Annotated in this window: 16 protein-coding genes and 1 tRNA gene; 5 read left to right on the top strand and 12 right to left on the bottom strand. The window is 64.9% G+C overall.

Annotated elements, in window-relative coordinates; genetic code table 11:
* Nucleotides 1-12: 12 nt before the first annotated feature.
* The 5 genes from dgoD to ACW5CM_RS10650 form a co-directional block, all read right to left on the bottom strand.
* On the bottom strand, nucleotides 13-1164 hold the full coding sequence (gene dgoD, locus ACW5CM_RS10670; RefSeq protein WP_438255074.1) for a galactonate dehydratase: 1152 nt from the start codon (nucleotides 1162-1164) through the stop codon (nucleotides 13-15).
* The gene (locus tag ACW5CM_RS10665) at nucleotides 1161-1688 is read right to left on the bottom strand and encodes a gluconokinase (RefSeq protein WP_457124984.1); all 528 of its coding nucleotides are present in this window, start codon (nucleotides 1686-1688) and stop codon (nucleotides 1161-1163) included. The genes dgoD and ACW5CM_RS10665 overlap by 4 nt, the downstream gene beginning before the upstream one ends.
* 2 nt (nucleotides 1689-1690) lie before the next feature.
* Complete coding sequence (locus ACW5CM_RS10660) at nucleotides 1691-2575, bottom strand: carbohydrate ABC transporter permease (protein WP_438255072.1); 885 nt, start codon at nucleotides 2573-2575, stop codon at nucleotides 1691-1693.
* Nucleotides 2572-3498 carry a carbohydrate ABC transporter permease gene (locus ACW5CM_RS10655; RefSeq protein ID WP_457124983.1) on the bottom strand — a complete coding sequence of 309 codons (927 nt, stop codon included), beginning with the start codon at nucleotides 3496-3498 and terminating at the stop codon, nucleotides 2572-2574. Before ACW5CM_RS10655 ends, ACW5CM_RS10660 begins: the two co-directional genes overlap by 4 nt.
* Nucleotides 3499-3572: 74 nt before the next feature.
* Nucleotides 3573-4889 (bottom strand): ABC transporter substrate-binding protein, encoded by a 1317-nt coding sequence (locus tag ACW5CM_RS10650; RefSeq protein WP_438255069.1) that lies wholly within the window; start codon nucleotides 4887-4889, stop codon nucleotides 3573-3575.
* A gap of 137 nt (nucleotides 4890-5026) precedes the next feature.
* On the opposite strand from ACW5CM_RS10650, the gene ACW5CM_RS10645 reads away from it, so the two are divergent.
* From ACW5CM_RS10645 to ACW5CM_RS10635, 3 genes are read left to right on the top strand one after another with little or no spacing between them, the layout of a single operon-like run.
* Entirely contained in the window at nucleotides 5027-5785 is a 759-nt protein-coding gene (locus ACW5CM_RS10645; RefSeq protein WP_438255067.1) for a FadR/GntR family transcriptional regulator, read from the top strand.
* Between the two features lie 44 nt (nucleotides 5786-5829).
* A complete protein-coding gene (locus ACW5CM_RS10640; RefSeq protein WP_438255065.1) occupies nucleotides 5830-6558 on the top strand; it encodes a response regulator transcription factor in 729 nt (242 codons plus the stop codon).
* On the top strand, nucleotides 6555-8060 hold the full coding sequence (locus ACW5CM_RS10635) for a sensor histidine kinase (protein ID WP_457124982.1): 1506 nt from the start codon (nucleotides 6555-6557) through the stop codon (nucleotides 8058-8060). The genes ACW5CM_RS10640 and ACW5CM_RS10635 overlap by 4 nt, the downstream gene beginning before the upstream one ends.
* A 193-nt stretch (nucleotides 8061-8253) precedes the next feature.
* On the opposite strand, the gene ACW5CM_RS10630 is transcribed toward ACW5CM_RS10635, so the two are convergent.
* From ACW5CM_RS10630 to ACW5CM_RS10610, 5 genes are all read right to left on the bottom strand, one after another.
* Nucleotides 8254-9081 (bottom strand): DUF559 domain-containing protein, encoded by an 828-nt coding sequence (locus ACW5CM_RS10630; RefSeq protein WP_457124981.1) that lies wholly within the window; start codon nucleotides 9079-9081, stop codon nucleotides 8254-8256.
* 246 nt (nucleotides 9082-9327) lie between these two features.
* On the bottom strand, nucleotides 9328-10899 hold the full coding sequence (locus ACW5CM_RS10625; RefSeq protein ID WP_439255994.1) for a flavodoxin reductase: 1572 nt from the start codon (nucleotides 10897-10899) through the stop codon (nucleotides 9328-9330).
* A gap of 31 nt (nucleotides 10900-10930) precedes the next feature.
* Entirely contained in the window at nucleotides 10931-11965 is a 1035-nt protein-coding gene (locus ACW5CM_RS10620) for a ribose-phosphate diphosphokinase (protein WP_439255993.1), read from the bottom strand.
* A gap of 8 nt (nucleotides 11966-11973) precedes the next feature.
* Nucleotides 11974-13404, bottom strand: a complete 1431-nt coding sequence (gene glmU / locus ACW5CM_RS10615; RefSeq protein ID WP_439255992.1) for a bifunctional UDP-N-acetylglucosamine diphosphorylase/glucosamine-1-phosphate N-acetyltransferase GlmU — start codon at nucleotides 13402-13404, stop codon at nucleotides 11974-11976.
* Nucleotide 13405: 1 nt separating this feature from the next.
* Nucleotides 13406-13477: transfer RNA gene (locus tag ACW5CM_RS10610), tRNA-Gln, on the bottom strand.
* 79 nt (nucleotides 13478-13556) lie between these two features.
* Between ACW5CM_RS10610 and ACW5CM_RS10605 the strand changes: the two genes are divergently transcribed.
* A complete protein-coding gene (locus ACW5CM_RS10605) occupies nucleotides 13557-14051 on the top strand; it encodes a MarR family winged helix-turn-helix transcriptional regulator (protein ID WP_438255056.1) in 495 nt (164 codons plus the stop codon).
* A gap of 19 nt (nucleotides 14052-14070) precedes the next feature.
* Entirely contained in the window at nucleotides 14071-15030 is a 960-nt protein-coding gene (locus ACW5CM_RS10600) for a pseudouridine synthase (RefSeq protein WP_457125048.1), read from the top strand.
* Here the strand turns inward: ACW5CM_RS10600 and ACW5CM_RS10595 are convergent.
* Nucleotides 15023-16831 carry an ABC-F family ATP-binding cassette domain-containing protein gene (locus ACW5CM_RS10595; RefSeq protein ID WP_457124980.1) on the bottom strand — a complete coding sequence of 603 codons (1809 nt, stop codon included), beginning with the start codon at nucleotides 16829-16831 and terminating at the stop codon, nucleotides 15023-15025. The genes ACW5CM_RS10600 and ACW5CM_RS10595 overlap by 8 nt on opposite strands.
* 85 nt (nucleotides 16832-16916) lie before the next feature.
* Entirely contained in the window at nucleotides 16917-18041 is a 1125-nt protein-coding gene (locus ACW5CM_RS10590; protein ID WP_457124979.1) for a substrate-binding domain-containing protein, read from the bottom strand.
* Nucleotides 18042-18058 lie beyond the last annotated feature (17 nt).

Here is an 18058-nt window from a genome sequence, read left to right as displayed (position 1 = left end):
GTCACCACTGCGTCACCACTCCGCCATCGAACCATCGGCGTGCCGCCAGATGGGGTTCTGCCACGTCCGCCAGCGACCGGCGGCGGCACGCACGGCCTGCTCATCGATCTCGATACCCAAACCAGCCCCGGCCGGTCGCGCGAAACCGCCATCGACGAACTGCAGCGGGGTCGTGTCGAGAACGTAATCGAGAACCTCGGCACCCTGGTTGTAGTGGATGCCGATCGACTGCTCCTGAATGAGATAGTTCGGCGTCGCAAATCCCACTTGCAGGCACGCGGCGAGCGCGAGCGGCCCCAACGGGCAGTGCGGCGCGAGAGTGACATCGAAGGTCTCGGCGAGCGCGGCGATCCGGCGCACTTCAGAGATTCCGCCGGCGTGCGACAGATCAGGTTGCGCGATCGCGATCCCCGCTTGCAGCACCGGCAGGAACTCCTGTCTGCTGTAGAGTCGCTCCCCCGTCGCGATCGGAATGGTCGTGGCATCCACCATTCGCCCGATCACGTGCGAGTTCTCCGGGACGACCGGCTCCTCGATGAAGAAGGGATGCAGCGGCTCCAGCAGCGGAGCGAGCCGACGTGCGGTGGCCAGTGTGAACCGGCCGTGCAGATCGACGGCGACGTCCCGGTCGGGACCGAGCACTTCCCGCGCACTGGCGACGCGGTCCACCACGCCCTGCAGCTCGGCGACCGAGCCGTTGCGGCCCATCCGTCCCGAAGCGTTCATCTTCACCGCGGTCAATCCGACATCGAGCTGCGCGGCGATGTGGTCGGCCACCTCCAGCGGGTCGTCGCCGCCCACCCAGCCGTACGCACGGATGCTATCGCGAACGGCGCCGCCGAGCAGGTCGTGCACTGGCACCCCGAGGCGCTTGCCCTTGAGATCCCACAGCGCCTGATCGACGCCGGCCACGGCGCTGGCGAGCACCGCGCCGCCCCGGTAGAACTGCGATTTGGTGAGCACCTGCCAGTGGTCTTCGATGAGCCCCGGGTCGCGGCCGAGCAGGTACTGCGCGAACTGATCCACGGCTGCCCGCACGACATCGCCGTACCCTTCCAGAGAGGCCTCTCCCCAGCCGACCAAACCGTCGTCGGTCTCGATGCGCACGAACAGCCAACGCGGCGCTACCGGGAACGATTCGACCCTGCTGATGGTGGCGGTCACTGCGTGGCCCCCATGCTCACGAGGTAGTCGGCGCAGATCTCGGCAACGATCTCGTCGGGTGCCGGAACCACGCTGACCCGGATCCCCTGCTCGTCATCTGCCAGCGGCTCGAGTGTCGCGTACTGCGACTCCAGCAGCTCCGGTGGCATGTACTCGTGGGATCGGGCCTGCACGCGCTCACGGATCAGTTCGATCGGCGCCCACGGGTCCACGAAGTAGGTCTGCGGTGCATGGGTGCGGATGAGATCGCGATAGCTGCGGCGCAGAGCTGAGCAGGCCACGACGACACCGCCGGATGCGGCGTGCTCGATGAGGGTCTCCCCCACCTCGTGCAACCAGGGCTCGCGATCGGCGTCCGTGAGCGGTGTGCCGGATGCCATCAGGCTGATGTTGTCCGCGGAGTGCAGAGTGTCCCCGTCGATGAACGGCACGTCCAGTCGTTCGGCCAGCAGACGTCCGATGGTGGATTTTCCGATTCCCTGCACGCCCATCACGATGATGGCAACGCTCGCAGTCACACGCATACTCAGCCTTTCGTGGCGCCGGCGGTCAGCCCGCTGACAATGTATCGCTGTGTGAACAGTGCGATCAGCATGATCGGTGTGGTCACGACGACGGATGCCGCCATGAGCGCTCCCCAGTCGATCGAGGCATACCCGATGAAGTCGAAGATCGCCACCGGCAGCGTCTTAGTGGAGTTGCCGGAGAGCACCAGAGCGAACATGAAGTTGTTCCACGAGAAGATGAACGACAGGATCGTCGCCGTGGCGATGCCGGGCACCGACAGCGGCAGGGTGATCCGGAAGAACGCCCCGATCGCGGTGAGGCCGTCCACCTGCGCGGACTCTTCGAGTTCCTCCGGCATCTGATCGAAGAACGACATCATGATGTAGAGGATCAGCGGCAACGACACGAACATGTGCGACAGGATCAGCGGCAAGTACCCGCCGGTCAGCTTCAACTGGGCGAAGATGAAGTACCAGGGCACCAGCAGGCTGACGCCGGGAATGATGCGCGCCAACAGCACGGCCATCGCGGATTTGTTCATCAGGAATCGGCTCATCGCGTATGCCGCCGGAAGGGCGAGCACCATGGACAGTGCGGTCGCCATGAATGCGACGAAGAACGAGTTCCAGATGTAGACGAGGTAGTTGCCGCGTCGCGGATCGAATACGGTGCCGTAATTGTCGAGCGTGGGATCGAAGATGAACGCCTTGCTCGCGTCGTAGATCTGCACGTTGTACTTGAAGCTGGCCAGCACCATCCAGACGATGGGCCCGAGGAAAGCCAGCACGATCACCACCAGGCCGATGATTCGTCCGACCGTGCCGATGCGGACCTTCTTGCGCCGGGTTCGCCCCGGCTTCTGGCCGTTCATGACGAGGGTGCGGGTGTCGGTCGTGGTGGTCATGAGTCCTTGACCTTTCGCTGCATCTGGATGACCCAGATCACGCCGAGGATGATGAGGAAGAACAGGATCAGGACGGCCGAGGCCAGGCCGTACTCGTTGTAGTCGAAGCTCAGACCGTAGGCGTAGATGTTGAGCGTCTCCACGTCGTGGAAGGCTCCACCGCCCTTACCCTTGGTGGCATAGAGCAGGTCGAAAGTCTTCAGCGCGTCGATACCGCGCAGGAGGACAGCCGCGACGATAACGCTGCGCATGAGCGGCACGATGACGTACCAGAACCGCTGCCAACTGTTCGCCCCGTCGACCTTGGCCGCTTCCTGCGGCTCCTCGGAGAGGCTGGTGAGACCGGCCAGCAGGATGAGTGTGACCATCGGCGTCCACTGCCAGATATCTACGAACACCAGAGTCGCAAGCGATGTGGCCGGATCTGCCAGCCACGGCTGCGGCGGAATTCCGACCCAGCCGAGCATCTCGTTGACGAAGCCGATGTTCGGCTCGAACAGCAGCCGCCACATCATGCCGACCGCGACCGGGGTAGCCACCAGCGGCAGGAGAATGATCGTTCGCACAGCGCCCTGGCCGCGGAACGGCTTCCACAGCAGCAGCGCGATGATCATCCCGAGGATCAGCTCGAAGAAGAGGGCGCCGCCGGTGAAGGCGAAGGTGCGCCACACCGCCGGCCAGAAACGCTCGGTGTCGGTGAGTACCTCGGCGTAGTTCTCGAGGCCGTTGAAGTCGAACTTGCGGCGCACCGATCGCTGGGCATCGGTGAAGCTGAGAAACAGTGTCCAGCCGAGCGGGATGACCAGCAGCAGCGTCGTGAACGCGATCGCGGGACCGGCGAACAGCCACTTGCGGTGCCGGTTGGCCCAGCGGCTGAAGCGCTCCTGCGTGCCGACCTGCTCGGGGCTCTGTAGTGCAGTCATGAGAGTTTCCGTGTTGGTTGGCCGTGCCCCGGGGCGTCGTTGCGGATGCTCCGGGGCACGGCGGACGGGAATGGTTACTCGGAGTCCTCGAGAAGGAACTCGTCGAAAGCGGTGTTCGATGAGTCCACGGCAGCATCCACATCGCCGCCGGCGATCGCGACGACAATCGGCTCACCGACGATCTCGCGGGCCTCGGACACCTGGATCACGAGCGGACGGTCCTGACCGATGCCGTTCTCGCCGTTGATCTTGATCGCCTCGACGAGCTCTTCGGGGTAATCCGCGGTCGCCTCAGGGTTCTCCCACACCGAGGTGCGGGCGCCGGAGACGCCGAGCTTCGCCATTTCCAGGGTGATGTCTTTCGACGTCGCCCACTGCACGAACTGCCAGGCGGCCGACGGGTTCGAAGCGGTTTCGTTGACCGCGAGGGCCCACGCCGCCACGTTGTACGGCTTGGATCCGGCCTCGCCCTCGGGGAACGGAGCAAAACCTACCTGCTCCGAGACCGTGGACTGCGTCGGGTCGGTCATGTTCTTGTAGAGGCTGTCGGCATCGGCGATGAAGGCTGCCTGCCCCTGCTGGAACACCGCGAACGCCTCGGCCCAGCTCATCTCGGGGTTGATCGTGGCGTCGGTGTGGTTGCGGATGAGGTCGCCGTAGTACTGGTAAGCACCCCGCGCCTCATCACTGCCGATGGCCGAGGTGCCGTCGTCATTGATCCACTGTCCGCCGGAGCTGAACAGGAATGCGCTGAACTGAGTGACGGCAGCTGACTTTCCGGTGCGGCCGATGTAGCCGGCGACGTCGGGGTGCAGTTCATGAATGGCGGCAGCTGCCGCATCGAGCTCTTCCAGCGTGGTCGGAACCTCGAGGCCGGCCTCTTCGAGCAGGTCCTTGCGGTAGTACAGCACGGTGCGCTCGGTGATAATCGGAACGCCGACGATCTGGTCATCGTAGGTGGTCAGGGATGCCGGACCCGGCTGGAAGTCGGACCAGTCCCAGTCGGCGTCGGCCTCGGCCAGTTCGGTGAGGTCGGCGAGGTATCCGTTGCTGGCGAACAGCTTGTTCTCCTGCAGCGGTCGATACATCAGCACGTCGATCTCATCGGTGCCGGCGTTGAGCTTGACGTTGTACTGGTCGGAGAGCTGATCTTCGGCGAGCTGACTGATCTCGACCGTCGCGCCAGTCTCCTCCTCGAACTGCGGAATGAGTTCCTTGATGGTCTCGGTCCACACATGGTTGGCGAGGGTGACCCGAATCGTCTCGCCCTCGATGCCTTCGGTCTCGTCGATCTCCGAACCGGTGCCGCCGCTGCAGCTGACCAGCGCTCCGGCGACCACTGCTGTTGTTGCCGCCGCGAAGAAGCGGGCGGTCTTGGATCCGTACTTCACTGTGACTCTCCATCCTGAGACTCGCATCATCGCGGGGCTCGTGGCGCAGGTGCCCTGTTACATCTGCTCAATGGCCAAGTTATCTTCAATAAGTCATACTTTTCAACCCGTCGTGATGAAAAAGATAAGATCTAACCATGACCGCAGAGAATGTACTTGATCCCGCCTCTCCCGCCGTGGTCGTGCGAGGCGATCTGCGAAACCTCGTCCTCGACACGCTGGGGCGCGAAATCTGCTCGGGCGTGATCGGGCCGGAGACCACCTTCACCACGGAGTCGATCGAGTCGCGCTTCGAAGTCTCCCGCTCGGTGGTGCGTGAAGCGCTGCGTGCACTCGAGGCGCTGGGGCTGGTGGCGCCCAAGCGACGGGTAGGTATGCGCGTGCTCCCTCTCACCCGGTGGAACGTGTACGACTTGCAGGTCATCCGCTGGCGCCTCGCCGGCCCCAGCCGCGTGGCGCAGCTGCGTTCGCTGACGGAGTTGCGCGGTGCGATCGAACCCGCAGCAGCACGCCTGGCTGCGATGCGAGCACCGCTGAATCAGGCCAGCGATCTCGTCGGCCTCGCCGGACGCCTGTGGGCCGCAGGAAAAGAGGGTGACACTGCTGGCTTCCTCGCGCTCGACAAGGAGTTCCACTCCCTCATCCTCACCATGAGCGGCAACGAGATGTTCGCGCAACTGCACCATCTGGTCGCCGAAGTGCTCACCGGACGGACCCAGTACAACCTGATGCCGAAGTTCCCAGCATCCGAGGCATTGCAGATGCACGTCGATATCGCTACGGCCATCCAGACCGGCAACGCGGACAAGGCCGCGTCGTCCATGATCGCGATCATGGACCGCACCCTCGACGAGATGAGTTCGATCTGGACGCAAGAACTCACAGGGAGCGCATAGCGGACTCCATAGATTCTTCATAGCTGATTCCACAGAATGGTCGTATGACCCACGATCTGCCTGAACTGCATCGCGCCGACGGCTCTGCACTGCGCATCCTGGCTGTCGACGACGAGCAGATGCTCACCGACCTGCTGGCGATGGCGTTGCGGATGGAGGGATGGGAGGTGCGAACGGCATCCTCCGGACTCGAAGCCCTCCAGGTCGCCCACGAGTTCGAACCCGACGCGCTGGTGCTCGACATCATGATGCCTGATCTGGATGGCATGAGCGTCCTGCGCCGTCTGCGTGAATCCGGCAACCTGGTTCCGGTGCTGTTCCTGACCGCGAAGGACGCCGTCGGCGACCGTATCGCCGGCCTCACGGCCGGCGGCGACGACTACGTCACCAAGCCCTTCAGCCTCGAAGAGGTGATCGCGCGCCTGCGTGCCATCATCCGCCGCACCGGCCTCGCCAGCAGCGACGAGGGACAGTCAATCTTGCGCGTCGGTGACCTCACCTTGAACGAGGACAGTCACGAGGTCGAGCGCGCCGGCACCGAGATCGAACTGACCGCAACCGAGTTCGAACTGCTGCGCTATCTCATGCGCAATGAGCGCCGGGTGCTGTCGAAGGCGCAGATCCTCGACCGCGTGTGGAGCTACGACTTCGGCGGCAAGTCCTCGGTCGTCGAGCTGTACATCTCGTACCTGCGCAAGAAGATCGACGCCGGGCGCACTCCCCTGCTGCACACCGTGCGCGGCGTCGGATACATGATCAAGGCCCCGCAGTGACCTCACTGGGGCTGACGAGACCACTGACCCTGCAGACGCGCCTGCTGTGCGCCGTCATCGGGTTCGTGTCGCTCATCCTCATCATTGTCGCGGTCATCACGAGCGCGACGCTCGGGCGGGCGCTGGAGGGCAAGCTCCAGGAGCAGGTGAAGACGACCGCAGCCCAGACGACGTATCTGACGGCAGCACAGGCAGAGTCGTCCGCCGACTCTGGTGAACCGATCACCGCGCAGACGGTTCTCGCCGGCCAGCATTTCCCTTCGTCCGCCGTCCTGCTGGCCATAGCCTCAGCCGATGGAGCAAGCGGCGTCGTCGCCACAGCCGATGGCACGACCGTCCTCACTGACACACAGTTGATCGCGATCGACAGGGCCGTTCAGTCCTCGGGCAGCGCATCGATCAGGCTGGGCGATCTGGGCGCTTTCCGGGTCACAGTCACTCAGGTCGCCGATGCCCGCGGCAACGAAATCGCCATCGTCACCGGACTGCCGCCGGACGATCGCACCCTGGCGCAGCTGCTCACCGTGATCACACTGGCGACGTTGGGCGGGCTCATCCTGCTCGCGCTGACGACGGCCGTGACGATCCGCTTCAGCCTGGCGCCGCTTCGCGCCGTCGCCCGCACAGCCACGCGCGTCGCGAACCAACCGTTGGACCGCGGAGCGGTGACGATCACCGAGCGCGTTCCCGCAACGGAAGCCGATCCGCGCACCGAGATCGGCATCGTCGGCGCCTCGCTGAACACGCTGCTCGATCACGTCAACGACTCACTCGCCTCTCGTCAGCAGAACGAAGAGCGGATGCGACGCTTCGTCGCGGATGCCAGCCACGAACTGCGCACGCCGCTGGCTTCTATCCGCGGATACTCGGAGCTCTCATTGCGAGCACTGCAGACCGAAACGCCGGGGGCTGCGCGCACCACCGAGGACACTCGGATGGCGCTGGAGCGCATTCAGGCGCAGTCGCTGCGAATGACCAGGCTGGTCGAAGATCTGCTGCTGCTGGCACGTCTAGATGAAGGGCAAGAGCTCGTCCACGGTACCGTCGATCTCACCCAGCTTGCGCTGGAGGGCCTCGCGGATGCGCGCCCCACCGGGCCGAATCACAGCTGGAGCATCGATGTTCCAGAAGAACCCGTCAGCATGCCCGGTGATGCCGGACGCCTGCACCAGGTCGTTGCGAATCTGCTCGCGAACGCGCGCACCCACACTCCGGAGGGCACCGAGATCACCCTGGGCGTCGCGCGCGAGGGTGATGAAGCACTCATCCGCGTGCACGACAATGGCCCCGGAATCGACCCGCATGTTCGTGAGGAGCTGTTCGCCCGATTCGCCCGGGGCGACGATTCCCGTACCCGTCAGACCGGGGGCACCGGTCTCGGGCTCGCCATAGCCAAGGCCATCGTGGAAGGCCACCGCGGCACGATCACGGTCGAAAGCGCTCCCGGCGATACGACGTTCACGGCACGGTTCCCCCTCCCCGCGGGGTCTGCGGCCGCCTAGCCCCGCACACTTGCAGGGCCAATGCCCAGTTGCAGGGGCATCCCACGGCGTTTCGCCCTGCATCCGTACGATCGCCCTGCATCCGGACCGGCACCAGGCACCAGGCACCAGGCACCAGGCACCAGGCACCAGGGCACCAGGGCACCAGGGCACCAGGCACCAGGCACCAGGCACCAGGCACCAGTCCAGGGCATCAGACGAGTCTGGCAAGGGCGGCGAGGATCGCCGCTTCGACGATGGACCAGTTGTACACGACCATCGCGTAGTCGAAGCGGAGCGTTTCGTACCCAACGGCAGATGCCGCGGCATCCCTCATGAGATCTCTGTGCCGTTCGGACTCGCCATCGTGATTCTCTTTCCCATCCGTCTCGAGAATCAGTCGGCCGTCGACGACGAAGTCCACCCGTCCGACAGTCGGTATCGAGACCTGACAGTCGAGCCGGATGCCGAGCAGCTCAAGACGCAGGCGCAGCAATGATTCCAGCCCGCTGTCAGCGTCGGAACGGGCAAGGTCGACCAACCATCGTGCGCCCACCGGGAGGCGCTGTCGGATTCGAGCTTTCGCAACGGCCTTGATCTTCCGCTGGCGCAGCGCCGATTCCAGCGCAGCGAAGAAGGCTTCATCGCCGTGGCAATGGTAGACATGCACCAGCACCACGTCCAGCGGCGCCAGTCCGAGCTTCATCGGTCCGGCGAAGAAATGGCCGACACACGAACAGGTTGAGGGATGATGCACTCTCCCGGTGCCGCCCAACCAGACGTGCACGTCCTCGTCCTCGTTCAGGGTCCAGACACCGTGCAGGCGCAGCGCGCGAGCGCAGGTGACGGCGCCGCCGTGGCGTGCAGCCTCCACAAGGTCGGGATTCGTGTCGGGTAAGGCGAACACACCCGGGCGTAGCCGCAGAATGTTTCCGCCGCGCACAGCGTGCGACAGCATCCGACGTGAAAATCCGAACTCCTGCAATCGGACCCCACGGGCGATGCCGCCCTCGGACACAATGATCTGAGCTGGTTGAAGCATCTGCCGATGATCCCGCATCCTCGGTGCCGGAATACGGTCCACACGACGAATGTGGAAGAATCCTGCATCCGTACGGAGTGTGCAGAACTAGTGAGGGCCGCACACTTGCAGGGCCGAAGCACGCCTGCAGTGGCATCCCACGGCGTTTCGCCCTGCATCTGTACGATCGCCCTGCATCCGGACCGAGGGCGGGTCTGGCGGGTCTGGCGGGCCTGGCGAGGCTGGGCGAGGCTGGGCGAGGACGAGTCAGTATCCGGCGAAGGCATCGGTCGTGAGTGACCGGGCCTTCTGCAGGGCCGGGGCGAGGTCGGCGAGCAGCCGCGGCGGCCCGGAGATGAACGCGTGCCGACTCGGCAGATCAGGCACGACTCGCTCAAGCCCAGCGGCATCCAGGCGCACGCCCTGTGCCCAGTGCCAGTGCTCCGGCAACGCCTGCGGGGCATCCCGAGTGAACACGATCGTGGGTACTCCGGTCGCTTCGAGTTCCGCGCGGAATGCCAGCTCCATCGCTTCGGCTGCGACATAGACGAGCACGACGTCGCGCTGCAGCCCGTCAGCCTGCAACTGCCGCAGCTGCGAGACGAACGGTGTCACGCCGATTCCGGCCGCCACCATCAGCACCGGCGCATCGCCGTGCGGCAGGACGAAGTCGCCCCAGGTTCCGGTCACAGCCAGCGTCGCTCCCGGTTGCGCGGCCGCAAGCGCCCGTTTGTACGACGAGGGATGCTTCTGATCACCGTTCTTGTACGCGATGCGCAGGGTCGGAAGATCTGCCGGCGCAGAGACGATGCTGAACTCGCGGCGGGTGCCTCGCGCATCCGGGCGGTGATGCGGCACATCGAGCTCGAGGTACTGACCGGGGATGAACTTCAACTTCCCCTGAGCTCGGAAGGTCAACTCCTGCGCGGTCGGGGTGATGAACTCACGTTTCTGCAGTGTCAGCCGCACCGACCCGCGCAGTGCGAAGGCGACCGCGAGCAGATTGCCGATCAGCAGCGCCCGCTCCTGTCCGAGGGTGAACAATCCCCCGATGAGAATCGGCCAACCAGCGAGCAGCCCCACCAGCGCTGCGACAGCGAACTGCTGCCAGCGCCGGGGCGGACTGGTCAGCGGCTCGGACACCATGAACACCCCGAGGAACAGGAACGGCGACTGCAGCACTGCGAACTGCACAGCCGCAGACAGGTCGAACTCGACGCCGAGCTGCTGGGCCTGCACGGCCTGGCGCACGACCGCGGTGCCGACCGCGATCAGCACGAACACCAGCACGACCCGAATCTTCTCGGTGCGCCACAGCACGAGCAGTCCGAACAGTGCAACGGGAAGCGCGAGCGCCGCGTTACCCACCCACCACGATGCCGACGTTCCCAGCCATTCGAATGCGCCGAAGGATCCGATCAGCGTGACCACGGCTGCACCAAATGCCGCCGGATTGAGGATATGGCGGCCACGCCAGGCGATGACGTACTTCGACAAGCTCGCCACAGCGCCCGTCAGAGCGAGCCCGATGAGGGCCGCAGGGTCTGTGCCGGGACGCATCACGAACAGCAGGATCAGCGCGGTAACGAGCGAGGATTCCACGCGCCACGGCAGATGCAGCACCCGCTGGGCCGCGGCATCGACAGCGGAGATCACCGCAGCCAGCACGACGAACGAGACCACGATCTCCACCGGGGTCGGCGACACGATCCCGCCGATCGCCGAAAGCAGTAGCGCGATGAGCGCGAGCGCCACGAGCGCGAAGAACACCAGCCGATACATCGACACGGCACCGAGGATCGAGAGCACCCGCTGCCGCACAGCGGTGAATGAAGACATCACAGAACCTCGGGCTTGCTGAGAGCGCGTGCTAGGCGTCGCCGCCGAACATGCTGGTGACCGATCCGTCCTGGAACACCTCATGGATCGCCCGGCCGAGCAGCGGAGCGATCGGCAGGATCGTGAGTCCATCCCACTGCCGCGAGGCGGACAGCGGGATCGTGTCGGTGACGACGACCTCATCGATCGACTCGTCCTGCAGACGCTCGGATGCCGGGTCGCTGAAGATCGCGTGCGTTGCTGCCACGATGACGCGGCGCGCACCAGCCGCCTTCAGTGCCTGCGCAGCCTTGACGATGGTGCCACCGGTATCGATCATGTCGTCGACCAGCAGACAGGTGCGCCCCTCGACCGCGCCGACGATCTCGTGCACGGAGACCTGGTTGGCAACCTTCGGGTCGCGACGCTTGTGGATGATCGCCAGCGGTGCATCCAGGCTGTCCGACCAGGTGTCGGCAACGCGCACACGGCCCATGTCCGGCGAGACGATCGTGAGCGTCTCACGGTCTTCAGCGGTCAGCGTCTCACGGAAATGCTCGAGCAGCACGGGCTTGGCGAACAGGTGGTCGACCGGTCCGTCGAAGAAGCCCTGGATCTGCGCGGCGTGCAGGTCGACGCTCATGACACGGTCAGCACCCGCGGTCTTGAGCAGATCAGCGACCAGACGGGCGCTGATGGGCTCGCGCCCGCGGCCCTTCTTGTCTTGCCGCGAATACGGGTAGTAGGGGGCGACGACGGTGATGCGCTTGGCCGAGGCACGCTTAGCCGCGTCGATCATGATGAGCGTCTCCATGAGCCACTCGTTGACCGGTTCACCGAATGTCTGCACCAGGAACAGGTCGCAACCGCGGATCGACACCTCGAAGCGGGCGTAGATCTCCCCCGAAGCGAACGTGCGGTGCTCTACGGGCGCCGGCTGGATTCCGAGGCCGTTGGCCACCGCGGCTGTGAGCTCCGGGTGCGAACGGCCGCCGGCCACGACGAGCCGCTTCTTGTTCTTCGCGATGAGCCCGGGGGCCACGCCGTTGTCCCGATCCAGTTCAACGGTCTTTTTCTTGTGCCCCATGCCCTGCCTTACTCTGTGGCTGTGTTGGCCCGGGAGGCCGCTTGTGCAGCGCCCGTCCCGGCTCGATTCTTCTCGACCCACCCCTCGACGTTTCGTTGAGGGGCGACGCTCAAGGCCAGTGCACCAGCGGGGACGTCCTTGCGGACTACCGCTCCCGCTCCGGTCTTCGCTCCAGCACCAATCCTAACCGGCGCGACGAAGACGTTATGCGATCCGGTGTGCACCTCGTCACCGATCTCGGTGCGGTGCTTGGCGATGTCGTCATAGTTCGCGGTGATTGCACCGGCGCCGAGGTTCACACGCTCACCGATCGTCGCATCGCCGACGTAGGAGAGATGCGGCACTTTGCTGCCCTCGCCGATCTGCGAGTTCTTCGTCTCGACGAAGGTGCCGATCTTGCCGTTCGCGCCGAGGACGGTGCCCGGGCGAACATACGCGAACGGCCCGACGTTCGCTCCGGCGCCGATGACGGCGAGTGTCGCGTCGGCTCGGCGCACAACAGCATCCGCACCGATCTCGCAGTCGACCAATGAGGTGTCCGGGCCGATCACTGCTCCGGCTTCGATGACGGTCGCGCCGGCGATGATCGTGTTCGGGAGGACCGTCACGTCGGGCGCGATCTTCACTTCGTCGTCGATCCAGGTTGTCGCCGGGTCGATGATGGTGACGCCCTCGCGCTGCCAGCCACGGACGATCCGCTGGTTGAGGAGTCGGCCGACCTCGGCCAGCTGCACGCGGTCGTTGACACCGTAGGTCACCGTGACATCTGAGACGACGGATGCCGCCACTCGGTCCCCAGCACGACGCAGCAGCTGCGGCACATCTGTCAGATACTTCTCCCCCTGGGCATTGTCGACACCGACCGTCGGGAGGTGCTCGCGCAGCGCGGAGGCGCGGAAGACGTACATGCCGGCGTTGATCTCTCGGACAAGAACCTCGTCGGCGGAGGCATCCTTCTGCTCGACGATGCGATCGACGTCACCCTCGGCATTGCGGATGACGCGGCCGTAGCCAGTCGGATCGTCAAGGACCGCGGTCATGAGCGTTGCCGCAGCGTCGGCTGCACGATGCTCGGCGATGAACGATGTCAGCGTCGCAGCATCCGCCAGCGGGCAGTCGCCGGAGAGGATGAGAACATCGCCGTCGAAAGCGGGAATCGCCTCGAGCGCGACCTCTACAGCACGTCCGGTACCCGGAATCTCATCCTGGTCGACGATGATCGCGTTCGGATGCGCGGATGCGAGCGCCTGGACGAGTTGCTCGCGTTCGTGTCTCACCACGACCTCGACGGACTCCGCGCCGAGGCTATCCGCGGCCTTCAGCACATGCCCGATGAGCGAGCGTCCACCGATCGTGTGCAGCACCTTGGGCAACCGGGACTTCATCCGAGTGCCCTGCCCTGCAGCGAGCACGATGATCGCGAGTCTGTTCTCCGTCATGCTCCGCCGCCAGGACTCGAACCTGGACTTAACAGCTCCAAAGGCTGTCGTGCTGCCATTACACCACGGCGGACCACAGCCCCGAGAGGCCGCGTGACAATTCTGCCATGCTCACGGCGGCTGGTCTGCCGAAGGCATCCGATAATGGAGATATGAACGAGACAGACGAGGTCGATCGGATCGTCCGCGCGTGGAACGCCCAGCGCCCCGACCTCGATTTCTCCCCTTTGGAGGTCCTCTCCCGGATGGACCGGCTGTCGAAGCATCTCGATCGCGCCCGGCGTGATGTCTTCCGCCGTAGCGACATCGACTCCTGGGAATGGGACGTACTCTCAGCGCTGCGCCGGGCCGGTGATCCCTTTCAGCTCTCGCCGAAGCAGCTCATGCAGCAGACGCTCGTCTCCAGCGGCACGATGACGAACCGCATCGATCGTCTGGTCGGGCGCCGCTTTGTTCGGCGGCAGGCCGATCCCGGTGACGGACGCAGCGTCCTGGTGACCCTGACGGACGACGGCCGCGTGCGCGTGGATGCCGCGATCACCCGCCTTGTCGATATCGAGGCCGAGCTGCTGCGCGCGCTTTCCCGAGCAGACCGCGACCGAATGGCCGCGCTCCTGCGCAAGCTCAGCCTGAGTTACGACGCCTGATGGGTCGTTTCTGATGGCGATGGCATCGCCGCTGCCCATGCGAGACGGTGTGGGCGCGACGCGTCTGCACCTGCCACACACCGGGCCGTGGCCGACAATCAGTGCGTACATGGTGGAGCGCTTCTTCCACCTGGATGAGCAGTTCCTGCTGGAGCGGTTCGATCGCGGCGAGATCGTCATGGCCGACGGCTCAGCGGTGAGTCGGGATGCTCCGCTGGATGCTGCGGAGTTCATCTGGTACTACCGGGAGCCGCCGGTTGAGACCGAGATTCCGTTTCACGCCGAGATCCTGCATCAGGACGATGATCTCGTCGTGATCGACAAGCCGCACTTCCTGCCCACCACCCCTGCCGGAAGATATGTGCAGAATTCGGCGCTGGTGCGGCTGCGGCGACAGCTCGACAATCCCGATCTCGCACCGATTCACCGGCTGGATCGAGCCACTGCCGGGATTCTGATGTTCTCCGCCCGGGTGCAGACACGCGGCGCCTATCAGATGCTGTTTCAACGCCGCGAGATCGAGAAGGTCTATGAAGCGGTGTCCTCCCGTCCTGAGCGCTGGGATCCTGACTCCCCCTCACTCGACGGGCAATCGTTCCCGCTGACGGTGCGCTGCCATATCGAAAAGCTTCGTGCGCAGGTGTGTGTCGAGGTCGATCACGTTCGTGAGCCGAACTCGGAAACCGTCGTCGAACTCATCGATTCCGACGACGACGTCATCCACACGCTGCTTCGTCCGCACACCGGAAAGATGCACCAGCTGCGGGTGCATCTCGCGTCGGTGGGCGCCGGCATCCTGCACGACAATCTCTATCCGGTACTCACCGACGAGAAGCCAGATGACCACCAGCGCCCGCTGCAGCTCCTCGCCAGAGAATTGCGCTTCATCGACCCGCTGTCGGGAAACGAGCGCAAATTCATGACGCGGCGCACTCTGCAGTACGCGCCGACATCACAACTCTCTCAGGGCGTCAGCTGAGCTGTTCACTGAGCTCGAGCCAGCGCAGCTCGTGCTCTTCGATCTCCGCTTCCAGCGCGCTGATCTGCTTCATCTTCTCGCCCAGCCCCGCGTAATCGGACTGGTCGTGCTCGACGAGTGCGTGCTTGGCCTTGTCGACCTGCTGAGTGAGTTTCTGAATCTTGCGCTCGGCCGCGGCTACTTCTTTCTGCGCGGTGCGCAAGGCCGCACCATCGAGCTTGGGCGTCTTTGCGGTTGCCGTTGCGGTTGCCGCTGGCGCGCCGCTCTGCTCAGCAGTGCGCAGACGGAGATACTCGTCCACGCCTCCGGGCAGGTGACGCAGCCGCCCGCCCATCACGGCGTACTGCTGGTCGGTGACGCGCTCGAGGAAGTAGCGGTCATGGCTGACAACGAGGAGCGTTCCCGGCCACGAGTCCAGCAGATCTTCGATCGCTGCCAGCATGTCGGTGTCCATGTCGTTGGTCGGTTCGTCAAGGATCAACACGTTGGGCTGGTCCAGCAGCACGAGCAGCAGCTGCAAACGGCGCTGTTGACCACCGGAGAGATCCTTCACCGGCGTCGAGAGCTGGGCGGAGGTGAAGCCGAGACGCTCCAGCAGCTGGCTGGGAGTGAGCGCCTGCGCCTTGGATCCGCTGCCGAAGGTGTACTCGGTGCGCAGATTCGCGATGACCGTGCGCACTGGATCGTTCCAGACGGCCCCGAGCTCATCGATGCGCTGGGTGAGCGTCTTCACCTTCACCGTAGTGCCGCGCTTGACCCGGCCGCTGGTGGGTTCGATGGTTCCTGCCACCAGTCCCAGGAGCGTCGATTTCCCGGCGCCGTTGACACCGAGGATGCCGGTGCGCTCCCCCGGCGCGATGCGCCATTCCACATCGCGCAGCACCTCGCGCGGGCCACCGAATTCGCCGGCAGGGTAGGTGACCCCGGCATCCAGCAGATCGACGACGTCCTTGCCGAGGCGGGAAACGGCCAGCGACTGCAGCGACACCGTGTCGCGGATCTCCGGCACGTCCTCGATGAGAGCGTTCGCGGCATCGATGCGAAACTTCGGCTTGGCCGTGCGCGCCGGCGCTCCCCGGCGCAGCCAGGCGAGCTCCTTGCGAGCGAGGTTCTGTCGCTTGGCTTCGCTGGCCGCGGCCATCCGATCACGCTCAACGCGCTGCAGAATGTATGCGGCGTAGCCGCCTTCGAACGCTTCGACGACGCGGTCGTGCACTTCCCAGGTCTCCGTGCACACCTCATCGAGGAACCACCGGTCGTGTGTGACCACGAGGAATGCGCCGGAGTTCGTCGACCAACGCTTCTTCAGATGCCCCGCAAGCCAGGTGATCGCCTCGACGTCAAGGTGGTTGGTGGGCTCATCGAGCGCGATGATGTCCCACTCCGCGACCAGGAGAGTCGCGAGCGCCACGCGGCGCCGCTGCCCACCGCTGAGGCTTCGCACCGGGGCATCCCAGTCCAGATCAGCAAGCAGTCCCTGGATGACGTCGCGCACACGTGCGTCGCCAGCCCACTCGTACTCGGGCATGTCGCCGACGACCGACTGTGCGACCGTGAGGGAGTCGTCGAGGGTGTCAGCCTGGTCGAGCACGCCGACCGTCGTGCCGGCGCGCATCGTGACGCGCCCACCATCGGGTTCCTTGCGTCCCGCGAGCATCGCGAGCAGGCTCGATTTTCCATCGCCGTTGCGTCCGACGATACCGATCCGATCGCCCTCCTCGATGCCGAGGGTGATGGAGTCGAAAACGACCTTGGTGGGGTATTCCAGGTGGAGGCCTTCGGCCCCGAGAAGATGTGCCATGTCTTTACCAGGGTAGCCGCGATCCTACGCAGCGAGCCGCCCGGGCGCCAGGCCCGGACGGCTCGCACGTCCCCAGCGGAAGTCGTTACTTGTACGACTCCACAATCTCCAGCAGGCTCGGCACGTTGGCGTACGCCTCAGCGGCGTTGTCCTTCGTGACGATCAGCGGCTCGAGCAGGTACGCCGGAACGATCTTCGCGCCGTTGTCGTACTGTTCGGTGTCGTTGACCTCGGCGTCTTCGCCCTTCTGGAGCTGGCCGACCATCTTGATGGCCTGCTCCACGAGAAGTGCCGTGTCCTTGTTGATCGTGGAGTACTGCACGCCCTCCATGATCGACTTCACCGATTCGACCTCGGAGTCCTGACCGGTGACGACCGGGACGTCCTTACCGGCCTGCTGCACCGCGGTGAGGATGGCGCGGGCGAGGGTGTCGTTCGGCGAGAGCACACCATCGATCACGGTGTCGCCACCGTAGGTGGAGGTGATGAGCGTGTCCATGCGGTTCTGCGCGTTCTCCGCCAGCCAGCCCTCTGTGGCGGTCTGTCCGATATCGGTCTGACCGGATGCGACGACGAGAGTTCCATCATCGATCTTCGGCTGAAGCACGTCCATCGCCCCCTCGAAGAAGACCTTCGAGTTCGCATCGTCCGGCGAGCCGGAGAACAGCTCAATGTTGTACGGGGCTTCGTGGCCGGCGTTCGCGTCGAGGCCTTCCAGCAGGGCGTTGCCCTGGAGCTGGCCGACCTTGAAGTTATCGAAGGCGACGTAGTAGTCGACTGCTTCGGTGTTCTCGATCAGTCGGTCGTACGCGATCACCTTGACACCGGCATCCTGGGCCGCCTGCACCTGGGTCGCCAGCTGCTTGCCGTCCTTCGCACCGATGATGATGACCTTCGCACCGCCGGTGACCATCGCCTGGATCTGGTTCTGCTGCTCGGCGACGGTGTTGCTGGCCGGTGCGTACTGCACGTCGGCCGTGAAGCCGGCCTCTTCCAGCCCGTCCTTGAACAGCTGACCGGCCAGGACCCAGTTCTCACTGGTCTTGTCCGGAAGCGCGACACCGATGGTCGCATCGGCTGCAAAACCGGTGGTCTCTTCGCCGCCGGTGTTCTCGTCCGTGCCGCCGCCGCGCTCGGCGCCGGCACAGCCGGTCAATGCCAGTGCACCTGTGACGACCAACGCTGTCGCCGCTACTGCGATTTTCTTCATGCGATCACTTTCTCTCA

The sequence above is a fragment of the Microbacterium wangyouchuni genome (assembly GCF_054072595.1).
The sequence above is the reverse complement of the archived record's forward strand: the minus strand, read 5'-3'. Positions and strand labels throughout refer to the sequence as shown.

Excerpts from the sequence above, each read along its gene's own strand:
- ACW5CM_RS10665 (WP_457124984.1), bottom strand. The coding sequence starts at position 1,688 with ATGCGTGTGACTGCGAGCGTTGCCATCATCGTGATGGGCGTGCAGGGA.
- ACW5CM_RS10660 (WP_438255072.1), bottom strand. The coding sequence starts at position 2,575 with ATGACCACCACGACCGACACCCGCACCCTCGTCATGAACGGCCAGAAG.
- ACW5CM_RS10655 (WP_457124983.1), bottom strand. The coding sequence starts at position 3,498 with ATGACTGCACTACAGAGCCCCGAGCAGGTCGGCACGCAGGAGCGCTTC.
- ACW5CM_RS10645 (WP_438255067.1), top strand. The coding sequence starts at position 5,027 with ATGACCGCAGAGAATGTACTTGATCCCGCCTCTCCCGCCGTGGTCGTG.
- ACW5CM_RS10640 (WP_438255065.1), top strand. The coding sequence starts at position 5,830 with ATGACCCACGATCTGCCTGAACTGCATCGCGCCGACGGCTCTGCACTG.
- ACW5CM_RS10630 (WP_457124981.1), bottom strand. The coding sequence starts at position 9,081 with ATGCTTCAACCAGCTCAGATCATTGTGTCCGAGGGCGGCATCGCCCGT.
- ACW5CM_RS10625 (WP_439255994.1), bottom strand. The coding sequence starts at position 10,899 with ATGTCTTCATTCACCGCTGTGCGGCAGCGGGTGCTCTCGATCCTCGGT.
- ACW5CM_RS10620 (WP_439255993.1), bottom strand. The coding sequence starts at position 11,965 with ATGGGGCACAAGAAAAAGACCGTTGAACTGGATCGGGACAACGGCGTG.
- glmU (WP_439255992.1), bottom strand. The coding sequence starts at position 13,404 with ATGACGGAGAACAGACTCGCGATCATCGTGCTCGCTGCAGGGCAGGGC.
- ACW5CM_RS10605 (WP_438255056.1), top strand. The coding sequence starts at position 13,557 with ATGAACGAGACAGACGAGGTCGATCGGATCGTCCGCGCGTGGAACGCC.
- ACW5CM_RS10600 (WP_457125048.1), top strand. The coding sequence starts at position 14,071 with ATGGCATCGCCGCTGCCCATGCGAGACGGTGTGGGCGCGACGCGTCTG.
- ACW5CM_RS10595 (WP_457124980.1), bottom strand. The coding sequence starts at position 16,831 with ATGGCACATCTTCTCGGGGCCGAAGGCCTCCACCTGGAATACCCCACC.
- ACW5CM_RS10590 (WP_457124979.1), bottom strand. The coding sequence starts at position 18,041 with ATGAAGAAAATCGCAGTAGCGGCGACAGCGTTGGTCGTCACAGGTGCA.